The following is a 23333-nucleotide window of genomic DNA, read 5'->3' on the forward strand; positions in this document are numbered from 1 at the left end:
CTGTATATTCACTGGCTTCTAATACACAAAATAGGATCTATCAACTCTAGCTAAAAACTTTACCCGTCTCAAACGTTCGCCTTATTTTTTTGAATATTGCTTTCCAAATAACAGGTCATATTCCAGCAGCCAGTAATTTTTTTCTGCTTCCTGGAATGATGAAGGAAGCTCGTTGTACGTCTGCCCGTGCCGGTCAACGAAGACCGATTTGCCGTAAGCAGGCAGGACATCCGCCATCCGGCTGGTATACTCAAAAATAGTATTTCCTGGATAATTTAGCTGTTTCAACAAATAGGCCCCTAGAAACGACGGGCTGATAAGTCCCAAATCTGTGGTACCTCGTATCGTTTTGGCTGCGTCCGCAGAACTCGCATCTGCATCTGTATCTGCCTTTGTTTCAACCGTGTCCGGTTGATCGTTGGACCAGATGATCAGTGGGACCGATTTCATTTTTAAGGTATCTTCCGTTGACCATTGATTTTCATTCCCGGTAATATAGCCGGTTTCTTTATAAACCTGATAATCTTTGCCCAAAAAAGGCAGGTGGTCCCCAAAGTAAACGACGATTGTCGGCCTGTCCGATTTCCGCAAATAGTCAGTCAGATAAGCCAGCGACGCATCTGCATCCCGCACTCCTTCCGCATAGGTATCTAAAATCCCTTTTCCTTCGGATGTAAGACTGCCTGATGTACTAACCGTATGATCACTGTAACGGTCCGCCGGATAAGGACCGTGATTTTGCATCGTTACAGCAAAAATGAATTCCGGCTGATCGGCTGTTTGAAGTTCTTGAATAATTCTTTTACTGACTTCGATATCTGCGATATATTCACCGTCAATTTTTGCCCCGTTGAAATCTTCCAGACTGTAAAAGTGCTGAAAACCCAGCAGCGGGTAAATCTTTTCCCTGTCATAGAACCAGCCGTGGTAGGGATGAATAGCCGTCGTCTCGTAGCCGTAACGCTGAAGTAAGTTCGGTAAAGCAGGCAGGGATTTTGTGACATACTGCTGGTAAGCAATCGCTCCCTGTGGCAGGAAATTGGTCGATAATCCTGTCAAAAACTCAAATTCCACATTTGCCGTACTTCCTCCGAATACAGGGGACAAGATCTGACCTGAAGTTCCCTCATTGCTTAATCTTCTAAAATTGGGAAGCGGATCTTCAGAAAAAGCAACCTTCGGGAACCTGGTAGGGTCCCAGAAAGATTCATCCAGAATGACAACAATATCCGACTTCATTCCGCTGTCCTGAACACTGGCAGCAGCCACTGCCGAATCGGCTTTGTCCTCAGCTGTGATCTTGCTGATGGTTTCTTCACTGTAGCCGGCCGGCTTCAAAACCATGATATATTCCGTGTTCATCATGAAACCCAAAAGAAAACCGTTCTCTAAGCTGTTTTGGGTTTGGACCCAGTAGATATGTTCGATCTCGGCCATTTTAAACAACGTCTGGATCGGCGTATGCCGGTAAAAAACCAGCAATGGAATCAGAATAGCGACACCCACAAGAACACCCATTCTGGTCCTTAAGCGGAGGCGATATTTCGGAATAAAGAATACCCCGGCCAGAATGAGGACGATAATCATCACGCCAAGAAAAAAAAGGACCGGCAGCACTTCTCCAGAAATCTTCGGCAGCAGATTATAAACCTGATCGAATCTCCCAAAATCCCAGGGAAACAAAGGATCCCCTAAAAACTGTTTCTTCACCATATTTGTTAACGAAAGTAAAATCAGCAGGACGGATGAAGAAATGACCGTAAGCCGCAGATTCCCCGTAAGAAAAAGAAAAAAACACAGAAGTACAACTGCCAAAAAATCGTTCATTAAAAATACCAGGAGATTGGAATAGATCCATACAAAAGCTGATTTGAAATCTCCCCGTTGGATCATTTCAGCAACAATGACCTGGATGAATGCTGTAGATGCAATCCAGATCAGAAAGCCCTTAGCTGACAGTTCCCTGCTTCTTAAAGGGCTTCTAACAAATCCTTGGAAGGCCTTCACCATATAAGACATCGATAACCCTTTTCCCTCCGAGTCTTGTTTTCACTGTTACGAGAGGTTTTCCGGTCTCTGTGACGCTTCCAATCAGCCTCGCCTTAGTGCCAAGAGAATTTTGCTTTAGAATATTCAGAGCCCGTTCCGCATGTTCCTGAGCAGTGATACAGAGAAACTTTCCTTCATTGGCCATATAGAGTGGATCCAGGCCTAAGATATCACAGAAGGATTTGACTTCCGGATCCACAGGAATGCTTTTCTCCTCGATTTCTACGGCATGGTTCGAAGCTTCGGCAATCTCATTCAGAACCGTGCCCAAGCCCCCCCGGGTAATATCCCTCATCGCGCGGACCTCAATGCCTGCCTGAAGCAAATCTTCAACCATGGGTCCAAGATTTGCACAGTCACTTTGGATTGAATTGACAATCTCCATGCGCTGAGACATGATGCAGGCGTGATGGTTGCCCAAATCACCGCTGACAATAAGCGCATCTCCCTCACGGATCATATCCGTGCCAATCCGCCTGCCGCTTTTTCTGAAACCCAGACCAGCTGTATTGATATACAAACCGCCATTTCCCTGAACGACTTTGGTATCTCCGGCAACAATTTTAATGCCTGCTTCCTTAGCCGTTCTACTCAGTGAAGCGACAACGCGGTCAAGCAAATCCACATCGAGGCCTTCTTCGAGAATAAATCCTGCTGTCAGATACTGAGGTTCGGCTCCTGCCATCCAGAGATCGTTTACTGTTCCGCAGATAGCAAGCTTGCCGATATCTCCGCCCGGAAATTCCAGAGGCGTGACCACAAAAGAATCGGTGGTCATCGCCAGCGGATATTCGGAAACAGGCAGGATTGCCGAATCTTCCATTTTATCAAGATAATCGTTGGCTAAATATTTATGGAAAAGATCTTTGATAAGCTCCCTGGTAGCATTGCCGCCGCTCCCATGCGCCATTACAATCTTCATTTACTCACCTACTCATTTTTCATTACAGGCTGCTTAGCCTGCCTGAGTCCATCTGTAAACTATCTTCCTGTATCTATCTTATCTATTGTATCTATCTTATCTATCTTCTTCGTATATTTTCCCGACTTATTTTCTCATAAGCAACGTTTAAACGTTACTTAAAAATATATGGATGGGTTACTTTCTGGTAAACCGGTACCAGATGCCGCAGGTACCCTCAGACGATACCATACAGGGCCCCTGCGCTTTGGCCGGTGTACAGGCCTTACCGAACATCGGGCACTCGTCAGGGTTGATCTTGCCAAGGATAACCTCGCCGCAGCGGCAGTTCGTCGTTTTTTGAGCAGCGTCACCGGTAAGATCGGCCGAACCGGCATCGTATTTCCGGTATTTCTGATTCAGGTATAAACCGGAATCCTCAATAACTCCGATCCCGCGCCAAAAAGCCGGTCCAGACTCAAAATAATTGCTGATATAGGCTAACGCAACCGCGTTCCCTTCCGGCTTAACCACGGAAGGATAAAGATTATGCACTTCGTGTTTATGATTTTCGAATTGTTTGACCAAATCGTAAATGGCGATCAGGATATGTTCCCCTTCAAAGCCGGCTACGGCAAAAGGCTTCATATACCGCTCCGCCAGACCAGCATAGGCCTGCGAACCAAGAATCGTGCTGACATGCCCCGGCGCAATAAACGCTGATATTTCATTATCGGTGGCGCAGATAAAATCAAGCGCCGGCATAACCCTGCGCAGCGCAGTCAAAAACTTAATATTCGTCAGACCGGAACGCTCCGTCTGCTCCATAACCAGTGCATAAGACGGAATCGTGGTTTCAAAGCCGACGCAGGCGATCACATACGTAAGTTCCGGGTTGGCTGCGGCCTTTTTAAGCGCTTCCTGCGGTGAGTACATGATCTCGACCCTTGCCCCGTCCGCCTTGGCTTCACTTAAAGATTTCTCCGAGCCCGGCACTTTCATCATATCGCCAAAGGTAAGCAGCACGCAGTTTGGGGTCATGGCCCATTCAATGGCTTTATCAATATAGGAAGCCGGAGTTACGCACACCGGACAGCCCGGGCCGGATATAAGCCTGATCTTTGGCGAAAGCAGACTGCGTATGCCGTTCTTAAAGATTGAGGAAGTATGAGTTCCGCATACTTCCATGATTTTAAGCTCCTGATGATCGCCGGCAAGCTCTTTCAGTATCTTATCAAGATTCATATTTTAGTGACTCCAATTCTGCAAATAACTCCAAAATTTCATCAGCGGTGTCCTTCTGAATGACTTCAATAGCACATCCTGCATGAACCAGCACGTAATCACCTGCTTGGGCATCCACCAGGGCCATATTGACATCGATAATATTTCCCTGGAAATCAACCTTGCCGGTAAAATCAGTCACTTCCACCACTTTTCCAGGAACAGCCACACACATTTCGTTCACCACCCTGTTTCAATGCCGCTAGTATCTGTTAGCACCATGTCAGCTCAAAATTGTGATATACAGGATTTAGGGCTGACATAATACTAAAATTATTTTATTACGGTTGACCTAAAAAAGCAAAGAATGACCTTCTAGCTTTTTCTTTGCAGCAGCCATCCCGCAACATCTTCAAAGCCTTGTCCGGTTTTGGCGTTGACTTCAAACACCGGCGCAGTTTTATTCAGCGCTCTAACACCTTTAAGGAAGAATTCATCGTTAAAATCGACATATGTTTTTAAATCACATTTCGTAAGCAAAATCACATCCGCTTTTTCAAAAGCCAGCGGATATTTATACGGCTTATCGCTTCCCTCAGCTGCTGAACAAATCAGCATTTTAATATGCTCACCAATTTGGAATTCTGCCGGACAGACCAAATTACCAATATTTTCGATGAACAACAGGCCGGGCTTGTCGAAAGACAATCCGTCCAAGGAACTCTGGATCGTAGGCGCATCTAGATGACATGCGCCATTCGTGTTGATCTGGATCGCTTCAATGCCTAACTCTTTGAGCTTGACAGTGTCAATATCCGATTCAATATCTCCTTCGATCACATACACTTTGTTTTCAGAAAGCTGCCGGATTAGATTAATAATGCTCGATGTCTTTCCTGCTCCGGGAGCCCCCATGATATTCACAACAAATACGCCCATCTTGCCTAGTTTTTCCTGCGTCGCAAAGGCTATCCTATCATTTTCATCAAAAATGTTCTGGACAACCTGAATTTCTTTTTCAGCCACTTAAGGCCCCCCCTTTTTATTCTGTTTCTATTTCTATATCTTTAACATAGAATTCTTTTCCAATGTTTGTTGGCATACCATCATTACCGCAGTCAGGGCAGGCAAAAGAAAACGGCTGACGCGCATAATGAATATTGCAGTCCGGGCAGTACCACTTGGCTTTAATATTCTCCATCTCGAGAACAGCCCCCTCACAGAGGGTGTCTTTCGAAATAATGTCAAAATACATCTGAATGGATTCGCCAATAAAGCCGGACTGTTCCCCGACAACCAAGGTAATGCGCGTAATACTACGCGCATTATTCTCCTTGGCTTTTTCAGAAGCAATTTTTATGATTTGTTCAGTAATCGGATATTCATGCATCTTCTTCTGCTGTTCCCACCTGTGTATGATTTTCCTGAGCAGTTGTCGCGGAATGAACTTCCTGGACGACAGGCCCATATGCAGTAAACAACTTACTGGATTTATCTCTCATCGGTGCAGTATAACTTCTTTCGGTATTCAGGCAGTTTTTCGGGCATACCTGAACACAGAAATTGCAAACAATACAGCGGGTACGGTCGATCTCCCACTTTTTATCGGATTTGCTGACCTCGATAGCTGTGGCCGGACATCTTTTAGAACAAATGCCGCAGAACGAGCAATTTTCTATCTTAGCCATCTCAATGCTGCCGCGCGTATTGGGATAAAACTCATTTTTGATGACCGGATACATCGCTGTAGCGGGTTTGCTGAATAAACTTTTCATAATTGTCTTGTTAATTACATTAAAAGCCATGCGTCTCTCCCTACCTTTCCGTACAGCTGATACAAGGATCGATGGTCAATGCCAGCACCGGAACATCTGCAAGGTCTGCGCCTGGCAGTATTTTCAGCAGCGTCGGGATATTCGCAAACGTTGGTGTTCTGACTCTGAACCTCTCCAAGTATTTTGTACCGTTGCCTTTGGCGTAGTAGAAAGTCTGACCGCGGGGCTGCTCCATACGTGAAATATATTCTCCGCTCGGATTGCCTTTTACCTTCATATCCACCTCGCCGTCAGGTATTTTCTCAATACACTGGCGAATGAGATCCAGAGACTGGTATACTTCACGCACCCGAACCACGGTGCGGGCGTAGCAGTCGCCGTCTTTTTCGACGATTGGCTCAAAATTCAGATCACCGTAAGCGGCATAGCCTAAGGTGCGCATATCCTGAACAACGCCGCTGCCTCTAAGGGTCGGACCAACGGCACCTAGATCGATCGCTTCCTGATAAGTCACGACGCCTATGCCTCTGGTTCTCTTCTGAACGGAATAGTCCCGTACAAATACATCCGTCACCGCTTTGGCTTCCTCCCCGATGTCTTTGACAATAACCTTTATTCTATTCAATGTGTCGTTGTCAATATCCTTCCAGACCCCGCCAATTTTACATACACTAAATATAACCCTGCCGCCGGTGGTCTCTTCAAAAATATCGAGTACTTTCTCCCGTATCCGCCAGCAATGCATAAACAGGCTTTCAAAGCCATAAGCATCGGCCATGAGACCGAGCCAGAGCAAGTGGCTGTGTACCCTGGAAAGTTCCGCCCAGATGGTACGCAGATATTTGGCACGGGGCGGAATGTCCACGCCCATCAGGCCTTCCAGCGTCTGGGCATAGGCCTGTCCGTGAATAAAACTGCAGATCCCGCAGATACGTTCAATGACATAAATCATTTCATTAAAATCTCTTTTTTCAACCAGCTTTTCCAAGCCCCTGTGCACAAACCCGATTGAAGGAACTGCGCCAACTACTTTCTCATCTTCCATAATAAGATCGAGATGGAGCGGTTCAGGCAGTACCGGATGCTGAGGCCCAAATGGAATTATTGTTCGCTCACCCATATTACCATCCCTCTCCTATTCTTTCATATCTGCGGCAGTTATGTTGAAAGGTTGTTTAACTGCCGTCTCATAAAATGTGCCCTGAAAATCAACCGCCATTCCGCTGACATTTATACCATAGAGATCATGAATCTCGTTTTCATAAAGAAACGCGGCAAAATACACATCACTGATACTCGGAATGGTATCGCCAGACTGGACATCCAATCTCAGATTTTCCATAGTCAAGTCCAGCTTTTCAAATGAATAAAGCAGATACATTTCCGATGGCGTTTTGGTGCAGCAGATTTGGATCAGGCGATACCCCTTCTGCAGATACTGCTTCGCACAGTCAACAAGCTCTTCAGCTATAACCGGATTAATGATACGTTCCGTCATCTATTTTGCCACCTTCCCCAAGTTCTGATATTTTTCCTCAAGAACTCCCAATGCCTGAACGACACCATCAATGATTGCTTCAGGTCTGGCAGCACACCCAGGGACATACACGTCTACCGGAATGACGTTATCGATTCCGCCCTGGACATTGTAGCATTCGCGGAAGATTCCTCCGGAAGTGGCACAGGCTCCGATCGCCACAACGACTTTCGGATCAGCCATCTGGTCATAAATGTTTTTAATAACCGCTTTATTTTGTTCATTGACAGATCCTGTCACGACGAAAATATCGGCATGCTTTGGATTGCCAATATTCAGAACGCCAAAACGCTCGACATCATATAAAGGCGTCAGACAAGCCAGTACTTCGATGTCACAGCCGTTGCAGCTGGAGGCGTCGTAATGGACCAGCCAAGGAGACTTCGGCAAGTATGACAAATTATTTCACTCCAATCCTTATTAATCGGGGGTTGGTCTGCGGCATTAGGCCAGCCAGCAGTATCATCTAAGGGCTAGGTACGCGATGTTGCCTACGCCGAGCACAAGTGCAACGATCCAGGCGCTTCCGAGCACGGACTGCCATTTAAGACGGGAATAGTTGTTATCAATCCATATCTCCAGGAAATAGACGACGATCGCCAGGATCAACGCAATGATCGGGCTCGACGCAAAGAACAGACAGACAATACCCAACAGGAAGACATTTTCATACCAGTGGGCAATCTCGATCAGCGCCAGATCCGTCCCGGAAAATTCCGTGATAATCCCGCGGACAATCTCTTGGTGCGCATGATGAGACATCGATATATCAAAAGGTGATTTACGGAATTTAATGGTTAGGATAAACAGGAATCCAAGAAAAATACCTGGCAGACTGTAAAGCAGCGGTTGGTCATACATTGCGATGTCCCAAACATTAAAACTTTTCGTCACCATGTACATTCCTACAGTCGTTAAAATGACCATCGGCTCATAGGCCATGATCTGCAGCATTTCTCTCTCTGCACCGATATAGGCGTACGGCGAAAAAGTAGAGTAGGCCGCAATGATCAGGAAGATACTGGCCAGCGTCAAAGCGAAAATCGCCAGCAGCAAGTCTCCGCCGCCAAAGAATATCGCTCCGGAGATAATTACAAAAACAATGAAACAGATGATGTACAGCCTCTGCTGCGGATTTACCGCAATACTGCTTTTGTTCATCAATTTAAAAATATCATAGAAAGGCTGCAGAATCGGCGGACCGTATCTGCTCTGCATCCTGGCAGATATCCTGCGGTCCACCCCGGCAATCAAACCACCGATGAACGGGGCCAGAATGATATAGAGAATGACCATTAACCATGCATAATTTCCACTCATATGATCCCCACCCCAAACATTATGATGATTAGAACAATACTGATTACAACACCAAGTTTAAACAGTTTGCTCTCACCGAAAATATTTTCCAGATAGAAACTCCTCATCGTTATTTCTCTTGTAAGACCCAGAGAACCATAAAACTTCTCTTTTTCGGGAGTATTGAGTCCCGCCAGGTATTGCGGCTTATACTGAACATTCTTGTGAGTGAGCGACAGACCAACAGGCAGAACCACCATCAGGCCAACCATAATCAGCAAGATAATAACATTACCCTGATCAAGCAGGTAGGTCTGATTATAGATGGACGCAATAAACGGCTCCAGAGAATATTTCGAGATGAGCGGGAACAGCAGACAAACCCCAACTGTCAAAATAGCAAGCGCAGTCAGCGTGAAGCGTTCTGTCCCTGGGACCTTTGACTGGAATTCCAGCGGTCTTTCTTTCACCATCAAAAGCTTACCAAGCCACTTTGTCCAGAAGAATAAGGTTGCGGCACTTCCAAAGGCCACAAATACCGTGAGTACCGGATTTGCTGTAACCAGCCCTTCGAGCGCTGCCCACTTACTGATCAGCATACCGAACGGAGCAAGAAACATTCCCGCAATCCCGATGACCATTCCAATCGCAATCTTCGGCATTTTGGTAATCAGTCCGTCCATGGACTCGATGATACGGTCACCGATGTTATGCTCGACTGTACCTACAGACAGGAACAGCAAAGACTTGGCAATCGCATGGAAGATCACAAGCATGATCGCAGCCCACATCAATTGATAGGTCCCAATGCCCGCGCAAACAATAATCAGTCCAAGATTGGAGATCGTCGAATACGCGAGTACACGTTTAGCATCCGACTGGGAGATGGCCATAAAGGATGTCAGGACAAATGTCACCGCTCCAACCATCGCGACAAACAGTCCGACCATTGAACCGCCGTCAACAAAAGCAAAAACCGGTGAAAGTCTGATGATTAAGTACACGCCGGCTTTAATCATGGTACTGGAATGGAGCAGTGCGGAAACAGGGGTCGGCGCAACCATCGCTCCAAGCAGCCAGGAAGAAAACGGCATCTGGGCAGCCTTCGTTAACCCGGCAAACGCAAGTAAAGCTGTCGGCAGAAGCACTACGGTAGACGCAAGCTCCGGCAGCATGTTCAGCTCAATCGTATGCGCATTGATAAATAGGTAGACAATGGCGATGGAAAAACCAAGTCCGCCAAGCAGGTTCATGTTTAAAGCCCTGAACGCATTCTTAACCGCAATTTCTTCGCGGCTGTAGCCAATCAGGAAGAATGAACTGAATGTGGTGATTTCCCAAAAGAAATAAAGCCACATCAGATTGTTGGCAAAAACAACCCCATACATCGCTCCTAGAAAGACAAAAATAACGAAAAAGAAAAATGGGGTTCTGTCTTTAATTTCCTTGTGATGATGATGATAATCCTTCATATAGCCGATAGCAAATACGGCTATCAAACTACTGATGATACCAATGATCAGTGTCATGATCAGAGAGAGATTATCAACAAATAAATTATACGATGTCTGGATCTCTTCTCCATAAGAACCTTCAAACCATATCATAATTGCAGCACTGGTCAACATCAAAAGCCCAGCCAGATACTGTTTGTATTTCAGCGAAATCCCAATGACAATGACTGCAAGAATGATCTCAACAGCGAATATTCCAAGATCAATATATTGATTATCCAGATTAAAAAATACTGTCCCTGTGTTAAAATACTGAACAACCAGATATACTGATGCTACAGTCAGAATGATTGTTGACAGCACCACAATGCCTTTCCGTACAGCCGGCTGCGGCAGGATAAGCAAAAGCAGTGCAACAACAATTGGAAACAAAACAAGAAATAGCACTGTGTTCATAGTGTCCTCTTTCCCCTCAATTATTAAATCATTTATTAACCTCAATCATGAACTTGATAGCAAAATAAGGTGCCCAGTTCTTATTCTGCTTTCTGCAAATTATTATGTCCCCCTTTCCAAATAATATAAAATATGGTTTCATACTCATTTCAAACCAAGTTTAGTATTTAGTATAAGGACTTGCTTCGATAATTTCAACAATATTGCAACAATTTCCTAAACTTTTTTGAGAATATATTAAATTATTCTGAATTTTCTGGCTCTTTGTGCTCCGATATATCCCTTGGAATCTCTCTGCTATCTTCTGGATCCTTCCGTATGCTTTACTATGCTATTTCATGCTCTTCTCTTCAGTTACCTGAAATACAGGGCGAACCAAACTAACGGTGCAGCCTCATACTGCACCGTTGATTGTTTCAAAATATCTATAATAACTTTTTCAGAGCAACATCAACTATAACTTCCTCAGAGCAGTATCAATTTGGCTTACAGCTTTTTCAAGATTCTCCAGGGAATTCGCATAGGAAATCCTCAGATATCCTTCGCCGTATTCCCCGAACGAACTGCCCCAGAGGGTCGCAACACCTGCTTCGTTTAACAGGTACTCGGCCATCTCCTTGCTGGTTTTTCCAAAAGCTTTGATATTCGGAAACACGTAAAAGGCACCGCGTGGTTTCAGACAGGTAACCCCACTGATGGCATTCAGTCCGTCAACGATCCGGTCCCTTCTGATTCTGAATTGCTCTGCTCTTCTCAAGACTTCATCCTGCGGTCCTGTCAGGGCCTCAATACAAGCCATCTGTGTAAAACCTGCCAGACAGGAAGTACTGTTCACAACGAGCTTGCCAATTTGCTGGGCGGCTTCCTTCGGCATGATGCCGTACCCGGCGCGCCAGCCGGTCATCGCATAGGTCTTCGAGAATCCGTTCAGTATGATTGTTTTTTCTCTCATATGCGGCAGCGAAGAGATCGAGAATGACGGCTCTTCATAGACGACATTTTCATAAATCTCATCCGAGAGAATCACAATATTGCGGTCGGCCAAAAAATCGGCGATTTCCTGATAGTCTTCTTTCGTCAGCATCCCGCCGGTTGGGTTTTGCGGCGAGTTGATAATCACCATTCTTGTTTTGTCTGTCACGAGGGATTTGAATTCCTGGATATCCATTCTGAACTCATTCTCTTCACGCAGCGGGATCGGTATCGGTACCCCGCCAACGAACTTAATAACGGATTCATAAATCGGGAAACCCGGATTCGGATAAATGACCTCATCTCCGGGGTTAACCGTAGCCAAAATGGCGTAAAACATAATCGGCTTGCCGCCCGCTGTCATGACTACTTCCTCGGGGTCAATCTCGTAGCCTCTTTTTTTACCCGCATAATCCGCAACCGCCTGTCTTGCCTCCAGCAAGCCCGAAGAAGGTGTGTATTTCGTCATGCCCGCCCGCATGCATTCCATCCCTTTTTCTATAATATTGGGCAACGTCGGAAAATCCGGTTCACCAATCTCAAGGTGAACAATTTCCCTTCCCTGCGCTTCTAAAACCTTAGCCTTCGCCAGCATTTCAAAAGCCGTCTCACTGCCCAGTCTGTTCATCCGGTCTGCAAATATCATACGCATAATACTATATCTCCATCCTCAAGTTGATTATTTCATTATATTTTACCTGAAAAAGAGGGATGAAATCAACCTAAAAAAGTATGCTCATAAAATACGAAGCCGAGTCGGCCACGGACGGCCGCCCCTTGGCCTTACGGTCTAAAATTAGTTGATTAGTCTTATGAAATCTGCAACACATAGCATATGTCATGAAGTAACCCGGGTGAAAGATAGCACAGCGCCCCTTCTTCTTCACAAAATTTTGAAACCAAAACTAATTATTTTCTTCGGGTTCTTAGTTCCTTTAATAAATTGTATTTTAATTCTGTCTCTCTGAGCTTTTTAATGATAATTGCTTTCTCGTCTTGGCTATTATTTCCGGCTAACTGCTCACGTAATTCTCCGATGTCTTTTAACAGATGCACTTCTTCTGGTGCGTATCCTGCATTCTTTAACAACATATATCCAGCACGCATATCCTCTGGAAGACTTGCCCAGTCATCCAGATTAATGGGTTTGCCCAAAGGAAGGTTATCAAATTCGCCGTTTCTAATGGCTTCTTGAATTTTTGCTTCAACCAGTCTTTCAAACATGCCAGTGTCAGCTCCTTAAATCTATTATTTATGACAAATGTCATCATGCCTTAATTTCAAACTAATTACCAGATTGACGGAATCAAACGGTAACATGTCTTTAAACAATAATCGTTGTACCCCGGTAAGCTCTTTAGTAGTACTTCCTCTTCGCTTTTTATCCTTAGTATTAATGATGGTATTATCATGAGTGAAGGTATTATTGCCCAGTAAGAGCCTAAAGCCAGAGGAGAAAAAAGCGACATTAATAACATTCCTAAGTACATCGGATGACGAACAATGGCATAGGGGCCTGTTGTTATAACCTGTTGTTTTTGCTCGACCTGGATGACAGTTGAAGCAAAACTGTTTTCTTTAAAGACAAGGATAATAAATATATAGCCTAAAAAAACAATAGCATTCGATGTGATAATAATCCATAAAGGCACAGACGACCAATGAAAACGAAAATCAAAACCGGGAATTATGAATCCGAGAAAATACAAATTTAGGATGGCAGGGGGTTTCCGAGTTATCTCTTTTTCGTTAAACTTCATTCTTCTTGCTAGTAATTCAGGACTTTTCTTCAAGAAAAAAGCTGTTGTAAAAATCATCAGTACAGATAAGCCCAACCACCATATCCATGCCTGCCAAAACCAAAAAGAACCGGCTGGAAGAAATATGATGACGCCCATCACAATCATTATTATTATCGGAAAAAGATAGGCTTTTCGCTTTGACAGTTTAGTATTCTCTTCCACTGAAATCGCCTCCAATCTTAGCAATAATGACTAATGACTTTTTATGACCATGGAACAAAACTTTTCAGAAGTAATGTTGTAATAAAAAATTATGAGTTAAGATATTTTTGGAAGAGTTGCCTATGTTTCATCCGAGCCGGTGAAATAACGTTGGCTACCATATCATTGTATAAGCTTTCAAGGGGTTTCTTTATACCTGACTGGTTGCATAACATCTTTCTCAACTGAGGTATACTTTTAATAAATTCTACAGATTCCCGAGCTAGAATTTCAATCTCTGGATCATCTTCGGATAGTTGGGAAAGGTTGGACAGACGCACCCCATAATCCAAAGAAATCTGATATTGCTCAGGGTGATCTTGGAAATATCCGGCCAATGCTCGAAAAGTTTCCTGGTAGTCCTCTCCCCACTGGAAATCATCCAAAATGCCAAACAATTTTCGTTGTTGATCGAAGAGTTCCGGGCAGGTTCGCGCATAGTTTTCAATTTGCTCCGGTTTTAATATCTCAGTGATCATTTGAAAAGAAGGGGAATCATAAATATCCTCATCTAGTCGTACTTTGTCTTCACTCAGCAATAATTCGATTTTTGCTATTCGTTCCTCAAGGCTTTTCTTCTCGTTTAGCAGATCAATTTGTAAGGATTGTAAGACTTCCCGCAATGTCTTGTTGTAGTGTATATCACCTAATACTTCTTTAATACGTTTCAGATCCAGCCCGAGGGATTTCAAGTGATTGATTAATTGCATACGAGTTAGCTCTTCCGGCCCGTATAAGCGGTATCCTCCCTGTGAGCGTTCGGGTTCTTGCAGTAAACCAATCTTATGGTAATAGATAATTGTTTTTAATGTACTTCCAGTTAATTTAACAAAATCGCCAATTTTTATTCGATTCTTCACCGCCATCCCACCTTCGCACTCATTATAAACCCCACTCTAAGGGTCGAGTCAATTTATTTTAGGGGAGCATTAAAATTAATGATTATTATTTTTCCTTTTAATGTACAAACAAAGTGTTTTGGGAAGTCGGCACGATAAGATGAACCTCCAAATATAATAAGGACGCTCTTTGATAATAATAGATTCCCGCAACTTAAACTTAGAATTATCACTTCTATAGCGTTATTGAGCTACTCTTTGACAGCTCTAAAACTCATATAATCTTGTTGACCCATCTTCCTTTTATCAAATATACCTCCATGATAGACAATGACATATGCCTGTTGTTCATCCTTTACTGATGTATCTGAAGTCCAGTAATAGATTACCTTGGAATGTACATCCCATAAAGGTGTTTCCTTATCTGGCGTTCTATCATAGACGGCCTTCTCTTCTTCCGGATACCAGACTCCACCTGCATTTTCGTCGTGGAGCATCATAGAACGAACTGCTTCATCCACTGTTGGCAAGCGCCAAATATTTTGCTCTTCCTTCATAATGGTTGTGCCATCCTCTGATAAATACTTGCATATATCTTGCGCCTCTTTCCAGGAAGTCCCTTTATCCGGCCAGCCAGGCCCTCTTGGTGCCCAAGCCAGAGTTACACCATTCCCTTCTACTATTCTCATTCCCAAATTATTATCATTAATTCTTTGGGACACTTTAATAGCTTGAGGGATTGAAATAACTAAAGTAATAACTAATGGAACAATTATGATTAACCTGTATGCCCATTTCTTAGGCTCAGGCTCCCCAAAATAATAAAGTAGCCCAAGAACAGTAAAAGGTATAATAATCAATAATCCTAGCACATTAAAACTAGCACCGGAAAAAAAACAAATACAAAAGCCACCAAAAATTAGATGTAGTAGAAAACCTATTCTTTTCCATCTTAATATAACTAATGCTAATAATACAAAGATAATAGCAAATAACATATATTGGAACAAGAACATAAAGAGGTTTTCCCAGATGGAAGTTGAGTACCAGCCTTCATGGAAATTTTCAAAAGCTCCCCAATAAGCCCATACACTTGACAATATAACGGTTATGAACACACCTATCCATCCGATAATTACCTTTTTATTTTTTCCCATCCTCAATCAATCTCCCCATTTAAATCACCGCTATAATCTATGTGGATACTCAAACAAAATCCATTACGGGGCACAGTGTAGTCTTCTCTTTTATAACCTGTGCCAATAACCCCACTCCTTACCTTCTACAGCTTACATTTACGCAGCGTCCGTAGTCTGCATATTCCATTCATATTCTCTCAGATTGTGTTTATCCTACAATGAATCATCTTTCTTATTTGAAGTAGCATCCAATTTTCTCTCAATAGATTTTACATTCTTGTCAATTCTCCAAAGCATTTTAATTACCCACATAACAAGTGCAAAACTTAACATAGCAGCCCAAAATCCTGGTGATAGAAGTATCATTTTAGCCCACCCCTCCATTTATATACAGAAAAAGGTTATCCACTATAGTAATTAATTGTGCTTGAAAATTTGTTTATAGAAAACAGATTTCAGCATCCTTTACAAAATTCCAATTACTCTTTTGGCAAATATTTATTTATTGCATATAATTCAACATTGTTCAATACATTCCTTGTTTTTCCATAAATCCTTATGGGAAATTAAAGACCGCTGCCAAAATATTTTGTCAGCGGTCAATGAAATAACGCATCATCGTGCTTTGCCTTACAGTTTCTTTTTCCTGAATACTATGATTGAGAGAATCAGGCATAACACAATCATCAGCAGCGTCGTCCAAGCTGTTACGGACATGCCGACAATTGCTTCCGCATTTGTAAGCAGCGTAATGTTATCCGAGGCAAGCGCGACCGGATTCCATTTTTGAAATGCTGGGAACACATTCGCGATCATCAGGACCATCATGACTGTGGCTGTCAGAAGAAGTCCTCCGTAATTCCCCGATGCAAGTGTGCTGGCCAGCAGAAGGACTGCCAGGAGAAAAGCACCGAACAGCCATAGGCAAAATAAGGAGAAAAACAGATGAGGCAAGGAGAAGCTCCCAAACAGATAAACAGTATATCCATAATCGGTGACTGCGGCAAGGACATAGCTCACCGTCCACAAAATCAAAGACGCCAAATATTTTGACATGATGACCGCAGATCGAGACAACCCCTTGGCAAGAAGGATGACCAGCGTACCGCGTGTCACTTCCTGGGAGAGCATAACGTTAAAGACAAGCAGCAAGACGATCAAACCCATTTGGCTCATATTCTTGAAGAATTGGCCATAGGCATCCAGGACTGTCGGCTCCGGCATGCTGATGGATATTCCCTGAACGGTCAGCTGGGCAAAAATATCGGGCATCATCTTTGCCAGTAAGGGACTCGTCATACCGAATAAGAACAGTACTGAAACCATGATAACGGCTTTATAGCTGCGGACTTGCTCCAGAAATTCTTTTTTAGTAAAAGCGATCAGACCGTTCATTGAATAACCTCCAAGAACACATCTTCCAGCGAAGGTTCAAGTACTTCATATTTCAAAACGAAAACCTGTTCCCTGAGCAGCAGTTCCATAATTCTTAGCCCTTCCTTAGCCACGTCCTCAAGGCGGACGGTCAGAAAATTTTCTTTGGCCTCTACCGCAGATACAAACGGAAGATTTGCAAGCTTCCCGGCAAGAACAGCAACGCCGTCTTGATCCGCCAACTCGATCCGGAGAGAGCTATGGCGATAGCTATTCTTGATATCGGAGAGTTTTCCTTGTAAAACAAGCTTGCCATCGTCCAGAATCCCAATATGATCACAGATCCGTTCCACATCGGATAAAATATGGGTGGAAATCAAAATAGCGGTCTGCTGTCCGGCAACGGACAAAATATCCAATATCTCTTTTCTGCCAACGGGGTCAAGCGCGGACGTTGGTTCGTCGCAGATCAGGAGCCGCGGCTCGTTCATCAAAGCCTGGGCAATCCCCAGCCGCTGTTTCATTCCTCGGGAAAAACCGCTTATTTTTCGATTGCTGTTCTCCAGCCCTACAAGGGCCAGCAGTTCTTCCGTCTTTTTCCTGATTGGGCGAGGCTTCTGGCCGGAGATTTCCCCGCACAGTCTTAAATATTCGACGGGTGTCATGTAACTGTAAAACTCCGGCACATCCGGAAGATAACCCACATGCCTGTTGGTTCTTGTGTCTCCGTAAGCGACTTTTTCCCCGCACACTTTGATTTCTCCGGCGTCGGACTTTAAAAAACCCAAAAGCATTTTCATGGTAGTTGTCTTCCCTGCTCCGTTCTTTCCTATCAGGCCAAAGACGGAGCTTTCGGAGACCGAGAAGCTCAAATCCTGTATGACCGGAAGACCCCCGAAGTTTTTCTTGACATGTTCCAGCTTCAGAATTTCCATTAGTCGTCACCTTTGCCTAAGGTAAAATACAAGATAGGGCCGATAATCTGGAACAGGACAACGACAATTACCCAAAGCACCTGATTGCCGATGCGGTAAGTCCTGTGCCGGAAAATATGAACGAGCGCAGCTGCTGCCAGGGCAAGTTCGATCACCATGATCGGAATTAGAAAAGGTAAATAGGACATCAGATCTTCCATCAGACTTCCTCCTCCATCGATTCAAGTCGCCGCCAAAGTTTCTGATAACGCTCCTCCGATTTAAGACTTTGAAACGCAGGATTATCCAACACAACGCTCTTTAAATCTTTACGGATGAGTTTATCGCTGCGCGGAGCATCTCCTCCCAAATTGAGAGATTCAAAATACGGCTGCAGCATGTCAAAAAACGAATTTCCTTTTAGTTTTAACGGGAAAGTATTCTTTTGAAAAATGACATCCGCGTATGCTTCCAACATATCCAGCGCTTTTTCATTACGGTTCTGCGCTGAGTAAAGCGCGGCTGCCGTGAGATACACCGTGAAATAATGGGACGGCTGCATCTCTTTAAGCTGAAACACCTCCCCAAGACTCAGCACCTTTTGCAGACAGGCATCCGTTTTTTCCGGAGCATCTGCATAAAGTGCCATGAGGTCGGGAAAAGCTCCGAAAAGATTGGCTATATTTGTATAAATAAATTGCTGGAGATAACGTTTGGCGCGGTCGCTGTCACCTTTTATTGTATAGGCTTTAGCCAGTAGTATTCCCGTTGATACCGTTCCTTCCTCGGTGCCTTCGAGCAGTTCGATAGCTTGGGCAGGCTCCTGCAGGGCCAGGCAACAGTAGGCTCGCAAGGAAAGCGCCTCTCTGGCCAGTACCGCGTCGCCACTGTTCTTTTCCACACACTCAAAATATCCCGAGGCTTCCCGCAAAACGTCGTTCATCCGGTCTGGTCCGCCGGCAAGCGGTGCGTGGTTAACTAGCAGCTGCGCAATGGAATAAACCAGATTCCAGCACGAATGATACTTCTTGATAGTCTCCAGGCACTCGGTGTAGGTTTGGTCAAAGGGCTCAGCAGCAAAAGCATTTGCCAGTCTGCGGTACAGTTTTCTTATATCCTCCCTTGTCATTTGAGCTTCATACCCCAGGAGCTCATCAACGCTTACGTTGAAAAAGGCCGCCAATACAGGCAAAAGCATAATATCCGGATAGCTTTGCCCTGACTCCCACTTGGAAACCGCCGGTTTGGATACTCCAAGATATTCGGCCAGTTCTTCCTGGGTGAGCCTTTTTTCTTTTCTCCGGGCTGCAATTATTTTTCCAATGTTTATTTTGGTCATAGATCTTACCTCATTTTCAATTCTTAAGTTTTGATTTTCAAGTTCATTATAGTCTGCTTATTTTTTTTACTCAACGGAATCGTCGTAAACAATTATAAAAAAAGTTAACTATGAGTTAACTTGCTGCAGGTCTTATCCTCTGCGGAGATGTTGGCGCGGCAAGCGACAAGAAACCGCTGACAAAATCATTCGTCAGCGGCTTTAGCTTACCTACAATCATTCAGCTTTATTCGTGCATTCAGCGTTACTCGTGATGCTGGTGCTCTTTCTTGAGCTGGGCGACCAGCGCGTCGGATAATCTTGCCGGAACTTCCTCGTACCCGATGAACTGGGTCGTGAACGTGCCTCTTCCCTGGGTCATAGCTTTGAGGTCAATGGAATAACGCATCATTTCGGATTGGGGCACATGGGCTTTGATCACCTGGCATTTGCCATCGGGTTCCATGCCAAGAACCTTGCCACGTTTGGAGTTCAGATCTCCGATGACATCACCCATGAAAGCTTCAGGAACCTTGACCTCGGCCTCAACGACCGGTTCCATCAATACCGCGTTGGCCATCTCAGCGCCTTTCTTGAAAGCAAGATGTGCCGCAAGCTTAAATGCCATTTCTGACGAGTCCACGCTGTGATAGGAACCGTCATACAACGTGAATTTTACATTCGTCATCGGATAGCCAGCCAGGAAACCATCAGCAACTGCTTCGCGCAGACCTTTTTCAACAGCAGGGAAATAGTTTCTTGGAACCGCTCCACCGAAAACTTCTTCTTTAAATTCAAAGTCTTTTTCCGGGTTTGGCTGCATCTTAATCCAAACGTGTCCGTATTGGCCATGGCCGCCGCTTTGTTTCTTATGTTTACCTTCAACTTGCACCAATTTTTTGATCGTTTCTCTGTAAGGAACTTTCGGTACTTCGGTCTCGACGGCAACACCAAATTTTCTGGCCAGTTTTTCACCAACAATATCGAGCTGCATTTCACCGAGCCCGCTTAAAATCGTCTGTTTAGTTTCTGTGTTTTTGCCGACGCTGATGGTCGGATCTTCATCGACTAACCTAGCCAGCGCGGATCCGAGCTTATCTTCATCACCCTTGCTCTTCGGTTTGACAGAAAGCGATAGCGCTGGTTTTGGAAATTCGATTCCGTTCAGCTGGATACCTTTCTCTTTCGTTGTAAAAGTATCTCCTGTTTTTGTCTCCTGAAGTTTCGCAACGACGGCAATATCGCCGGCTTGGACGCTGGCCGTATTATCCTGGTTCTTCCCTCTCAGATAAAACAGCTGGCCGAGTTTCTCCTCGACTTCCCGGTTCGCATTGTAGACAACTGTCTCACTGGTAAACATTCCGCCATAAGATTTGAAGAAAGTCATTTTGCCGAGATAGGGGTCGGCAAGTGTCTTAAAGACCAACGCGGCTTTTTTGTCTATAGGTGTAGGCGCAGGCACATTGTCTGCCAGGAATTGAATGAATTCCTTCACGCCCAGATTTTTTTCTACCGAACCGAATAAAACCGGAACGATCATATTCTGAGCAAGCCCTTTGGCTGTGATCGTCTTTAATTCTTCATCATTCAGGGACTCTCCATCCAGATATTTCATCAGGATGTCATCATCGGCTTCAGCTGCAGCTTCAGCCAGTGCTTCTTTCAATACGGCAATATCATCTGTATATTGATCAGGTATGTCGGTTTGGAACAGACCAACTACACCTTCGAATCCTGCCTCTTTGCCAATTGGAATCTGCATTTGAACAAAACGAGTATTCGAATAAGTTGATTTCAGCTGATCCAGTACCTTTTCTGCATTGGCATTTTCTCTGTCCAGTTTATTGATAAAAATAATTTTAGGAATTTGTTTTTCTTCGACCAGATCCCAGATGATCTCGGCCTGAACTTCTAAACCATCAACCCCGCTGATCACAAAAACACTCGTTTCCACGACGCGCAAAGCGCTGATGACTTCACCGATAAAATCGGAATAACCGGGTGTATCGAGAACATTAACTTTAACATCCTTATGCTCGATCGGAATTAATGAAGTGCTAATTGAAATGTGACGTTGTACTTCCTCTTGAAGGTAATCTGAGACGGTGTTTCCATCGTTTACTTTCCCGATGCGGTTCGTTACTCCGGCATTAAAAAGCATGGTCTCTACCAGTGACGTTTTACCTGAACCTCCGTGCCCAACAAGACAGATATTACGAATACTCTTGGTGTCATAGCTTTTCAAGAATAATCTCCCCTTTGTCTATTCTTTTTAATAACTTGACTTAAACAAGACTATTGCACTCGAACATCACTCAATATTAAATTATAACATGTTTAATTCTCTTTAATTCTCTGCGGTTTCCACAAATCCTCTAAAAAAAACTGCATCCCTGAAAAAACTTGGAGCATGACCTCCTTTCCCAGCGCATAAGTTGAATAGAAATCAACTATATGTACTCTGACAGAGTACCGGTCAGGGAGGAAAAAATGCCCAGAAACAACCTCATTTATGGTGCAGTCATTCTTTTTGGGGCGAATCTGGTCAACCGTCTGCTCGGGTTTGTCTACCAATACCTGATTATGCATTATATCGGTAGTGAAGCGTACGGATTGTTCTATATGGTATTTCCGGTCTATATGACTGCACTGGTCTTAACCACAGCAGGAATACCACTGGCTGTCTCCAAAATGGTTGCCGAAAGAGTCTCTATTGGCCGCTATGCTGAAGCCCGGAGAGTATTCCGGACAGCTTTCCTGACTTTATTTATTTCCGGTCTGCTGGTTACCATCACGCTGTACCTGAACAGATCGCTGATTGTTCACAGTTTCTTTGCGGATGAGCGCGTCGGAATTGTTTTTCAGATCTGTATCCCATCGATCTTTATCGTATCTGTGGCCTCTGCGTTCCGGGGATATTTCCAGGGACTGCAGAACATGGTCCCTTCAGCGGTCAGCCAGATTTGTGAACAAATCTTCCGGATCGGAATCGGCTTTTCTCTTTCCGTATATTTATTAAAGAAAGGCATTGAATGGGCAGCAGCCGGTCTTGCAGCAGGAATGCTCTGTGGGGAGATCGTTGGTTTGCTTGTGATCCTGATTCAATATCTGGTGCAGCACAAGCACCTTCCTTATGGAAATGAAAATGGCGGACAATCCAAACCCGTCATGCCGGAGCTGATCAGTTTGTCCTTGCCCGTAACCGGAAGCAGGCTGATGGCTACAGGGCTGTCTTCTTTGGATACCGTCATTATTCCCAAACAGCTTCAGCTTGCCGGCTATTCGGCCAGGAACGCCACCTCTCTCTTTGGAGAGTTCAGCGGGACTGCACTTACGCTGCTCTCGTTTCCAAGTGTCTTTACATTTGCGCTGGCGACATCGCTTGTCCCGGCTATTTCCGAAGCAATGGTCCGAAATGATGTCCGGGCTGCCAGGAATAAAAGCATAGACGCGGTCCGCTATACCATTATGCTTGGATTGCCGTGTGTCATTGCACTTTATTTTTTTGCTGAACCGCTTACGCACCTATTCAAAAGTGACCATGTGTCTGCAGTGTTGAAAGTATTAGCCTTGGGCGGGCTGTTTGCCTATATTCAACAGACGACCACAGGAATTCTGCAGGGGCTCGGCAAAACCTTTTTACCGCTGGCCCATTCGGTCATCACTGCAGTATTCCGGATTCCGCTTCTTTTCTACCTGACTGGAATTCCGAAATTTGGTCTCGTGGGTACCGCTTTAACTTATGTATTTGGTTTTGCCATGATGGCTTTCTTAAACCTTTATGCCATAAACAAGCACATCGGACTACAAGCTGATCTGAAATCCATGATCCTGCAGCCGGTCCTGGCCGGGCTTGCTATGACTGCTGTGCTCAAAAGCATCTTATGGCTGGTACCGGGCCAAACACCGCTGCTTCTGAGTCTTACCGCTCTTCTTGTCGGAAGCATGGTCTATTTTGCGATTCTGATTTTTCAAGGAGGTATTCCGATGAAAGAAATAAAGAAAACATGGCGGTCTTTAAGGTTTTGGCCTAAGAACAAATAGCGTCCCAACTTCAAGCGTACGCTTCAGTTTTACTT

General features: G+C 44.4%; 24 protein-coding genes. 1 reads left to right on the plus strand and 23 read right to left on the minus strand.

The features are described 5' to 3' along the window. Nucleotides 1-81 precede the first annotated feature (81 nt). The 23 genes from AAH944_RS07905 to AAH944_RS08015 form a co-directional block, all read right to left on the minus strand. Nucleotides 82-2019, minus strand: a complete 1938-nt coding sequence (locus tag AAH944_RS07905; protein WP_415534097.1) for an LTA synthase family protein — start codon at nt 2017-2019, stop codon at nt 82-84. Further along, the gene (gene hypE / locus AAH944_RS07910; RefSeq protein WP_415534098.1) at nt 1982-2971 is read right to left on the minus strand and encodes a hydrogenase expression/formation protein HypE; all 990 of its coding nucleotides are present in this window, start codon (nt 2969-2971) and stop codon (nt 1982-1984) included. The genes AAH944_RS07905 and hypE overlap by 38 nt, the downstream gene beginning before the upstream one ends. A gap of 177 nt (nt 2972-3148) precedes the next feature. Then, complete coding sequence (gene hypD / locus AAH944_RS07915) at nt 3149-4195, minus strand: hydrogenase formation protein HypD (protein ID WP_415534099.1); 1047 nt, start codon at nt 4193-4195, stop codon at nt 3149-3151. Next, complete coding sequence (locus AAH944_RS07920) at nt 4185-4409, minus strand: HypC/HybG/HupF family hydrogenase formation chaperone (protein WP_415534101.1); 225 nt, start codon at nt 4407-4409, stop codon at nt 4185-4187. Before AAH944_RS07920 ends, hypD begins: the two co-directional genes overlap by 11 nt. Before the next feature lie 140 nt (nt 4410-4549). Next, nucleotides 4550-5200 (minus strand): hydrogenase nickel incorporation protein HypB, encoded by a 651-nt coding sequence (gene hypB / locus AAH944_RS07925; protein ID WP_415534103.1) that lies wholly within the window; start codon nt 5198-5200, stop codon nt 4550-4552. A gap of 16 nt (nt 5201-5216) precedes the next feature. Then, on the minus strand, nt 5217-5564 hold the full coding sequence (gene hypA / locus AAH944_RS07930; protein ID WP_015042847.1) for a hydrogenase maturation nickel metallochaperone HypA: 348 nt from the start codon (nt 5562-5564) through the stop codon (nt 5217-5219). Then, nucleotides 5557-5979: a 4Fe-4S binding protein gene (locus tag AAH944_RS07935; RefSeq protein ID WP_415534106.1), complete on the minus strand. Its 423-nt coding sequence runs from the start codon at nt 5977-5979 to the stop codon at nt 5557-5559. Before AAH944_RS07935 ends, hypA begins: the two co-directional genes overlap by 8 nt. A gap of 10 nt (nt 5980-5989) precedes the next feature. Further along, nucleotides 5990-7069, minus strand: a complete 1080-nt coding sequence (locus AAH944_RS07940) for a nickel-dependent hydrogenase large subunit (RefSeq protein ID WP_415534108.1) — start codon at nt 7067-7069, stop codon at nt 5990-5992. A gap of 15 nt (nt 7070-7084) precedes the next feature. After that, nucleotides 7085-7447, minus strand: a complete 363-nt coding sequence (locus AAH944_RS07945; protein ID WP_415534110.1) for an NADH-quinone oxidoreductase subunit C — start codon at nt 7445-7447, stop codon at nt 7085-7087. After that, a complete protein-coding gene (locus AAH944_RS07950) occupies nt 7448-7885 on the minus strand; it encodes an NADH-quinone oxidoreductase subunit B family protein (protein ID WP_415534112.1) in 438 nt (145 codons plus the stop codon). A gap of 63 nt (nt 7886-7948) precedes the next feature. Beyond that, nucleotides 7949-8806 (minus strand): respiratory chain complex I subunit 1 family protein, encoded by an 858-nt coding sequence (locus AAH944_RS07955; RefSeq protein WP_025205785.1) that lies wholly within the window; start codon nt 8804-8806, stop codon nt 7949-7951. Beyond that, nucleotides 8803-10695 (minus strand): NADH-quinone oxidoreductase subunit L, encoded by a 1893-nt coding sequence (locus tag AAH944_RS07960; protein ID WP_415534115.1) that lies wholly within the window; start codon nt 10693-10695, stop codon nt 8803-8805. Before AAH944_RS07960 ends, AAH944_RS07955 begins: the two co-directional genes overlap by 4 nt. A 454-nt stretch (nt 10696-11149) precedes the next feature. Further along, nucleotides 11150-12319 (minus strand): pyridoxal phosphate-dependent aminotransferase, encoded by a 1170-nt coding sequence (locus tag AAH944_RS07965; RefSeq protein WP_415534117.1) that lies wholly within the window; start codon nt 12317-12319, stop codon nt 11150-11152. A 257-nt stretch (nt 12320-12576) separates the two neighbouring features. Beyond that, the gene (locus AAH944_RS07970; protein WP_415534119.1) at nt 12577-12891 is read right to left on the minus strand and encodes a DUF1992 domain-containing protein; all 315 of its coding nucleotides are present in this window, start codon (nt 12889-12891) and stop codon (nt 12577-12579) included. A 65-nt stretch (nt 12892-12956) separates the two neighbouring features. Then, complete coding sequence (locus tag AAH944_RS07975) at nt 12957-13631, minus strand: methyltransferase family protein (protein WP_415534121.1); 675 nt, start codon at nt 13629-13631, stop codon at nt 12957-12959. An 89-nt stretch (nt 13632-13720) separates the two neighbouring features. Further along, nucleotides 13721-14530: a MerR family transcriptional regulator gene (locus AAH944_RS07980; RefSeq protein ID WP_415534123.1), complete on the minus strand. Its 810-nt coding sequence runs from the start codon at nt 14528-14530 to the stop codon at nt 13721-13723. 230 nt (nt 14531-14760) lie between these two features. Then, nucleotides 14761-15666, minus strand: coding sequence for a DUF1566 domain-containing protein (locus tag AAH944_RS07985; protein ID WP_415534125.1), 906 nt, complete (start codon nt 15664-15666; stop codon nt 14761-14763). A 195-nt stretch (nt 15667-15861) separates the two neighbouring features. Beyond that, the gene (locus AAH944_RS07990; protein WP_415534127.1) at nt 15862-16014 is read right to left on the minus strand and encodes a hypothetical protein; all 153 of its coding nucleotides are present in this window, start codon (nt 16012-16014) and stop codon (nt 15862-15864) included. Between the two features lie 264 nt (nt 16015-16278). Beyond that, the gene (locus AAH944_RS07995) at nt 16279-17043 is read right to left on the minus strand and encodes an ABC transporter permease subunit (protein ID WP_415534129.1); all 765 of its coding nucleotides are present in this window, start codon (nt 17041-17043) and stop codon (nt 16279-16281) included. Beyond that, nucleotides 17040-17957, minus strand: a complete 918-nt coding sequence (locus tag AAH944_RS08000) for an ATP-binding cassette domain-containing protein (protein WP_415534131.1) — start codon at nt 17955-17957, stop codon at nt 17040-17042. Before AAH944_RS08000 ends, AAH944_RS07995 begins: the two co-directional genes overlap by 4 nt. Continuing rightward, nucleotides 17957-18157: a PLDc N-terminal domain-containing protein gene (locus AAH944_RS08005; protein WP_020490812.1), complete on the minus strand. Its 201-nt coding sequence runs from the start codon at nt 18155-18157 to the stop codon at nt 17957-17959. The genes AAH944_RS08000 and AAH944_RS08005 overlap by 1 nt, the downstream gene beginning before the upstream one ends. Then, nucleotides 18157-19275: a helix-turn-helix domain-containing protein gene (locus AAH944_RS08010; RefSeq protein WP_415534133.1), complete on the minus strand. Its 1119-nt coding sequence runs from the start codon at nt 19273-19275 to the stop codon at nt 18157-18159. Before AAH944_RS08010 ends, AAH944_RS08005 begins: the two co-directional genes overlap by 1 nt. A gap of 244 nt (nt 19276-19519) precedes the next feature. Further along, nucleotides 19520-21499 carry an elongation factor G gene (locus AAH944_RS08015; RefSeq protein WP_415534135.1) on the minus strand — a complete coding sequence of 660 codons (1980 nt, stop codon included), beginning with the start codon at nt 21497-21499 and terminating at the stop codon, nt 19520-19522. Between the two features lie 245 nt (nt 21500-21744). Here AAH944_RS08015 and spoVB point away from each other — a divergent pair, with 245 nt between their 5' ends. Continuing rightward, on the plus strand, nt 21745-23298 hold the full coding sequence (spoVB, locus tag AAH944_RS08020; protein ID WP_415534137.1) for a stage V sporulation protein B: 1554 nt from the start codon (nt 21745-21747) through the stop codon (nt 23296-23298). Nucleotides 23299-23333 lie beyond the last annotated feature (35 nt).

The sequence above is a fragment of the Dehalobacter sp. CP genome (assembly GCF_047652685.1).
Classification (GTDB): domain Bacteria; phylum Bacillota; class Desulfitobacteriia; order Desulfitobacteriales; family Syntrophobotulaceae; genus Dehalobacter.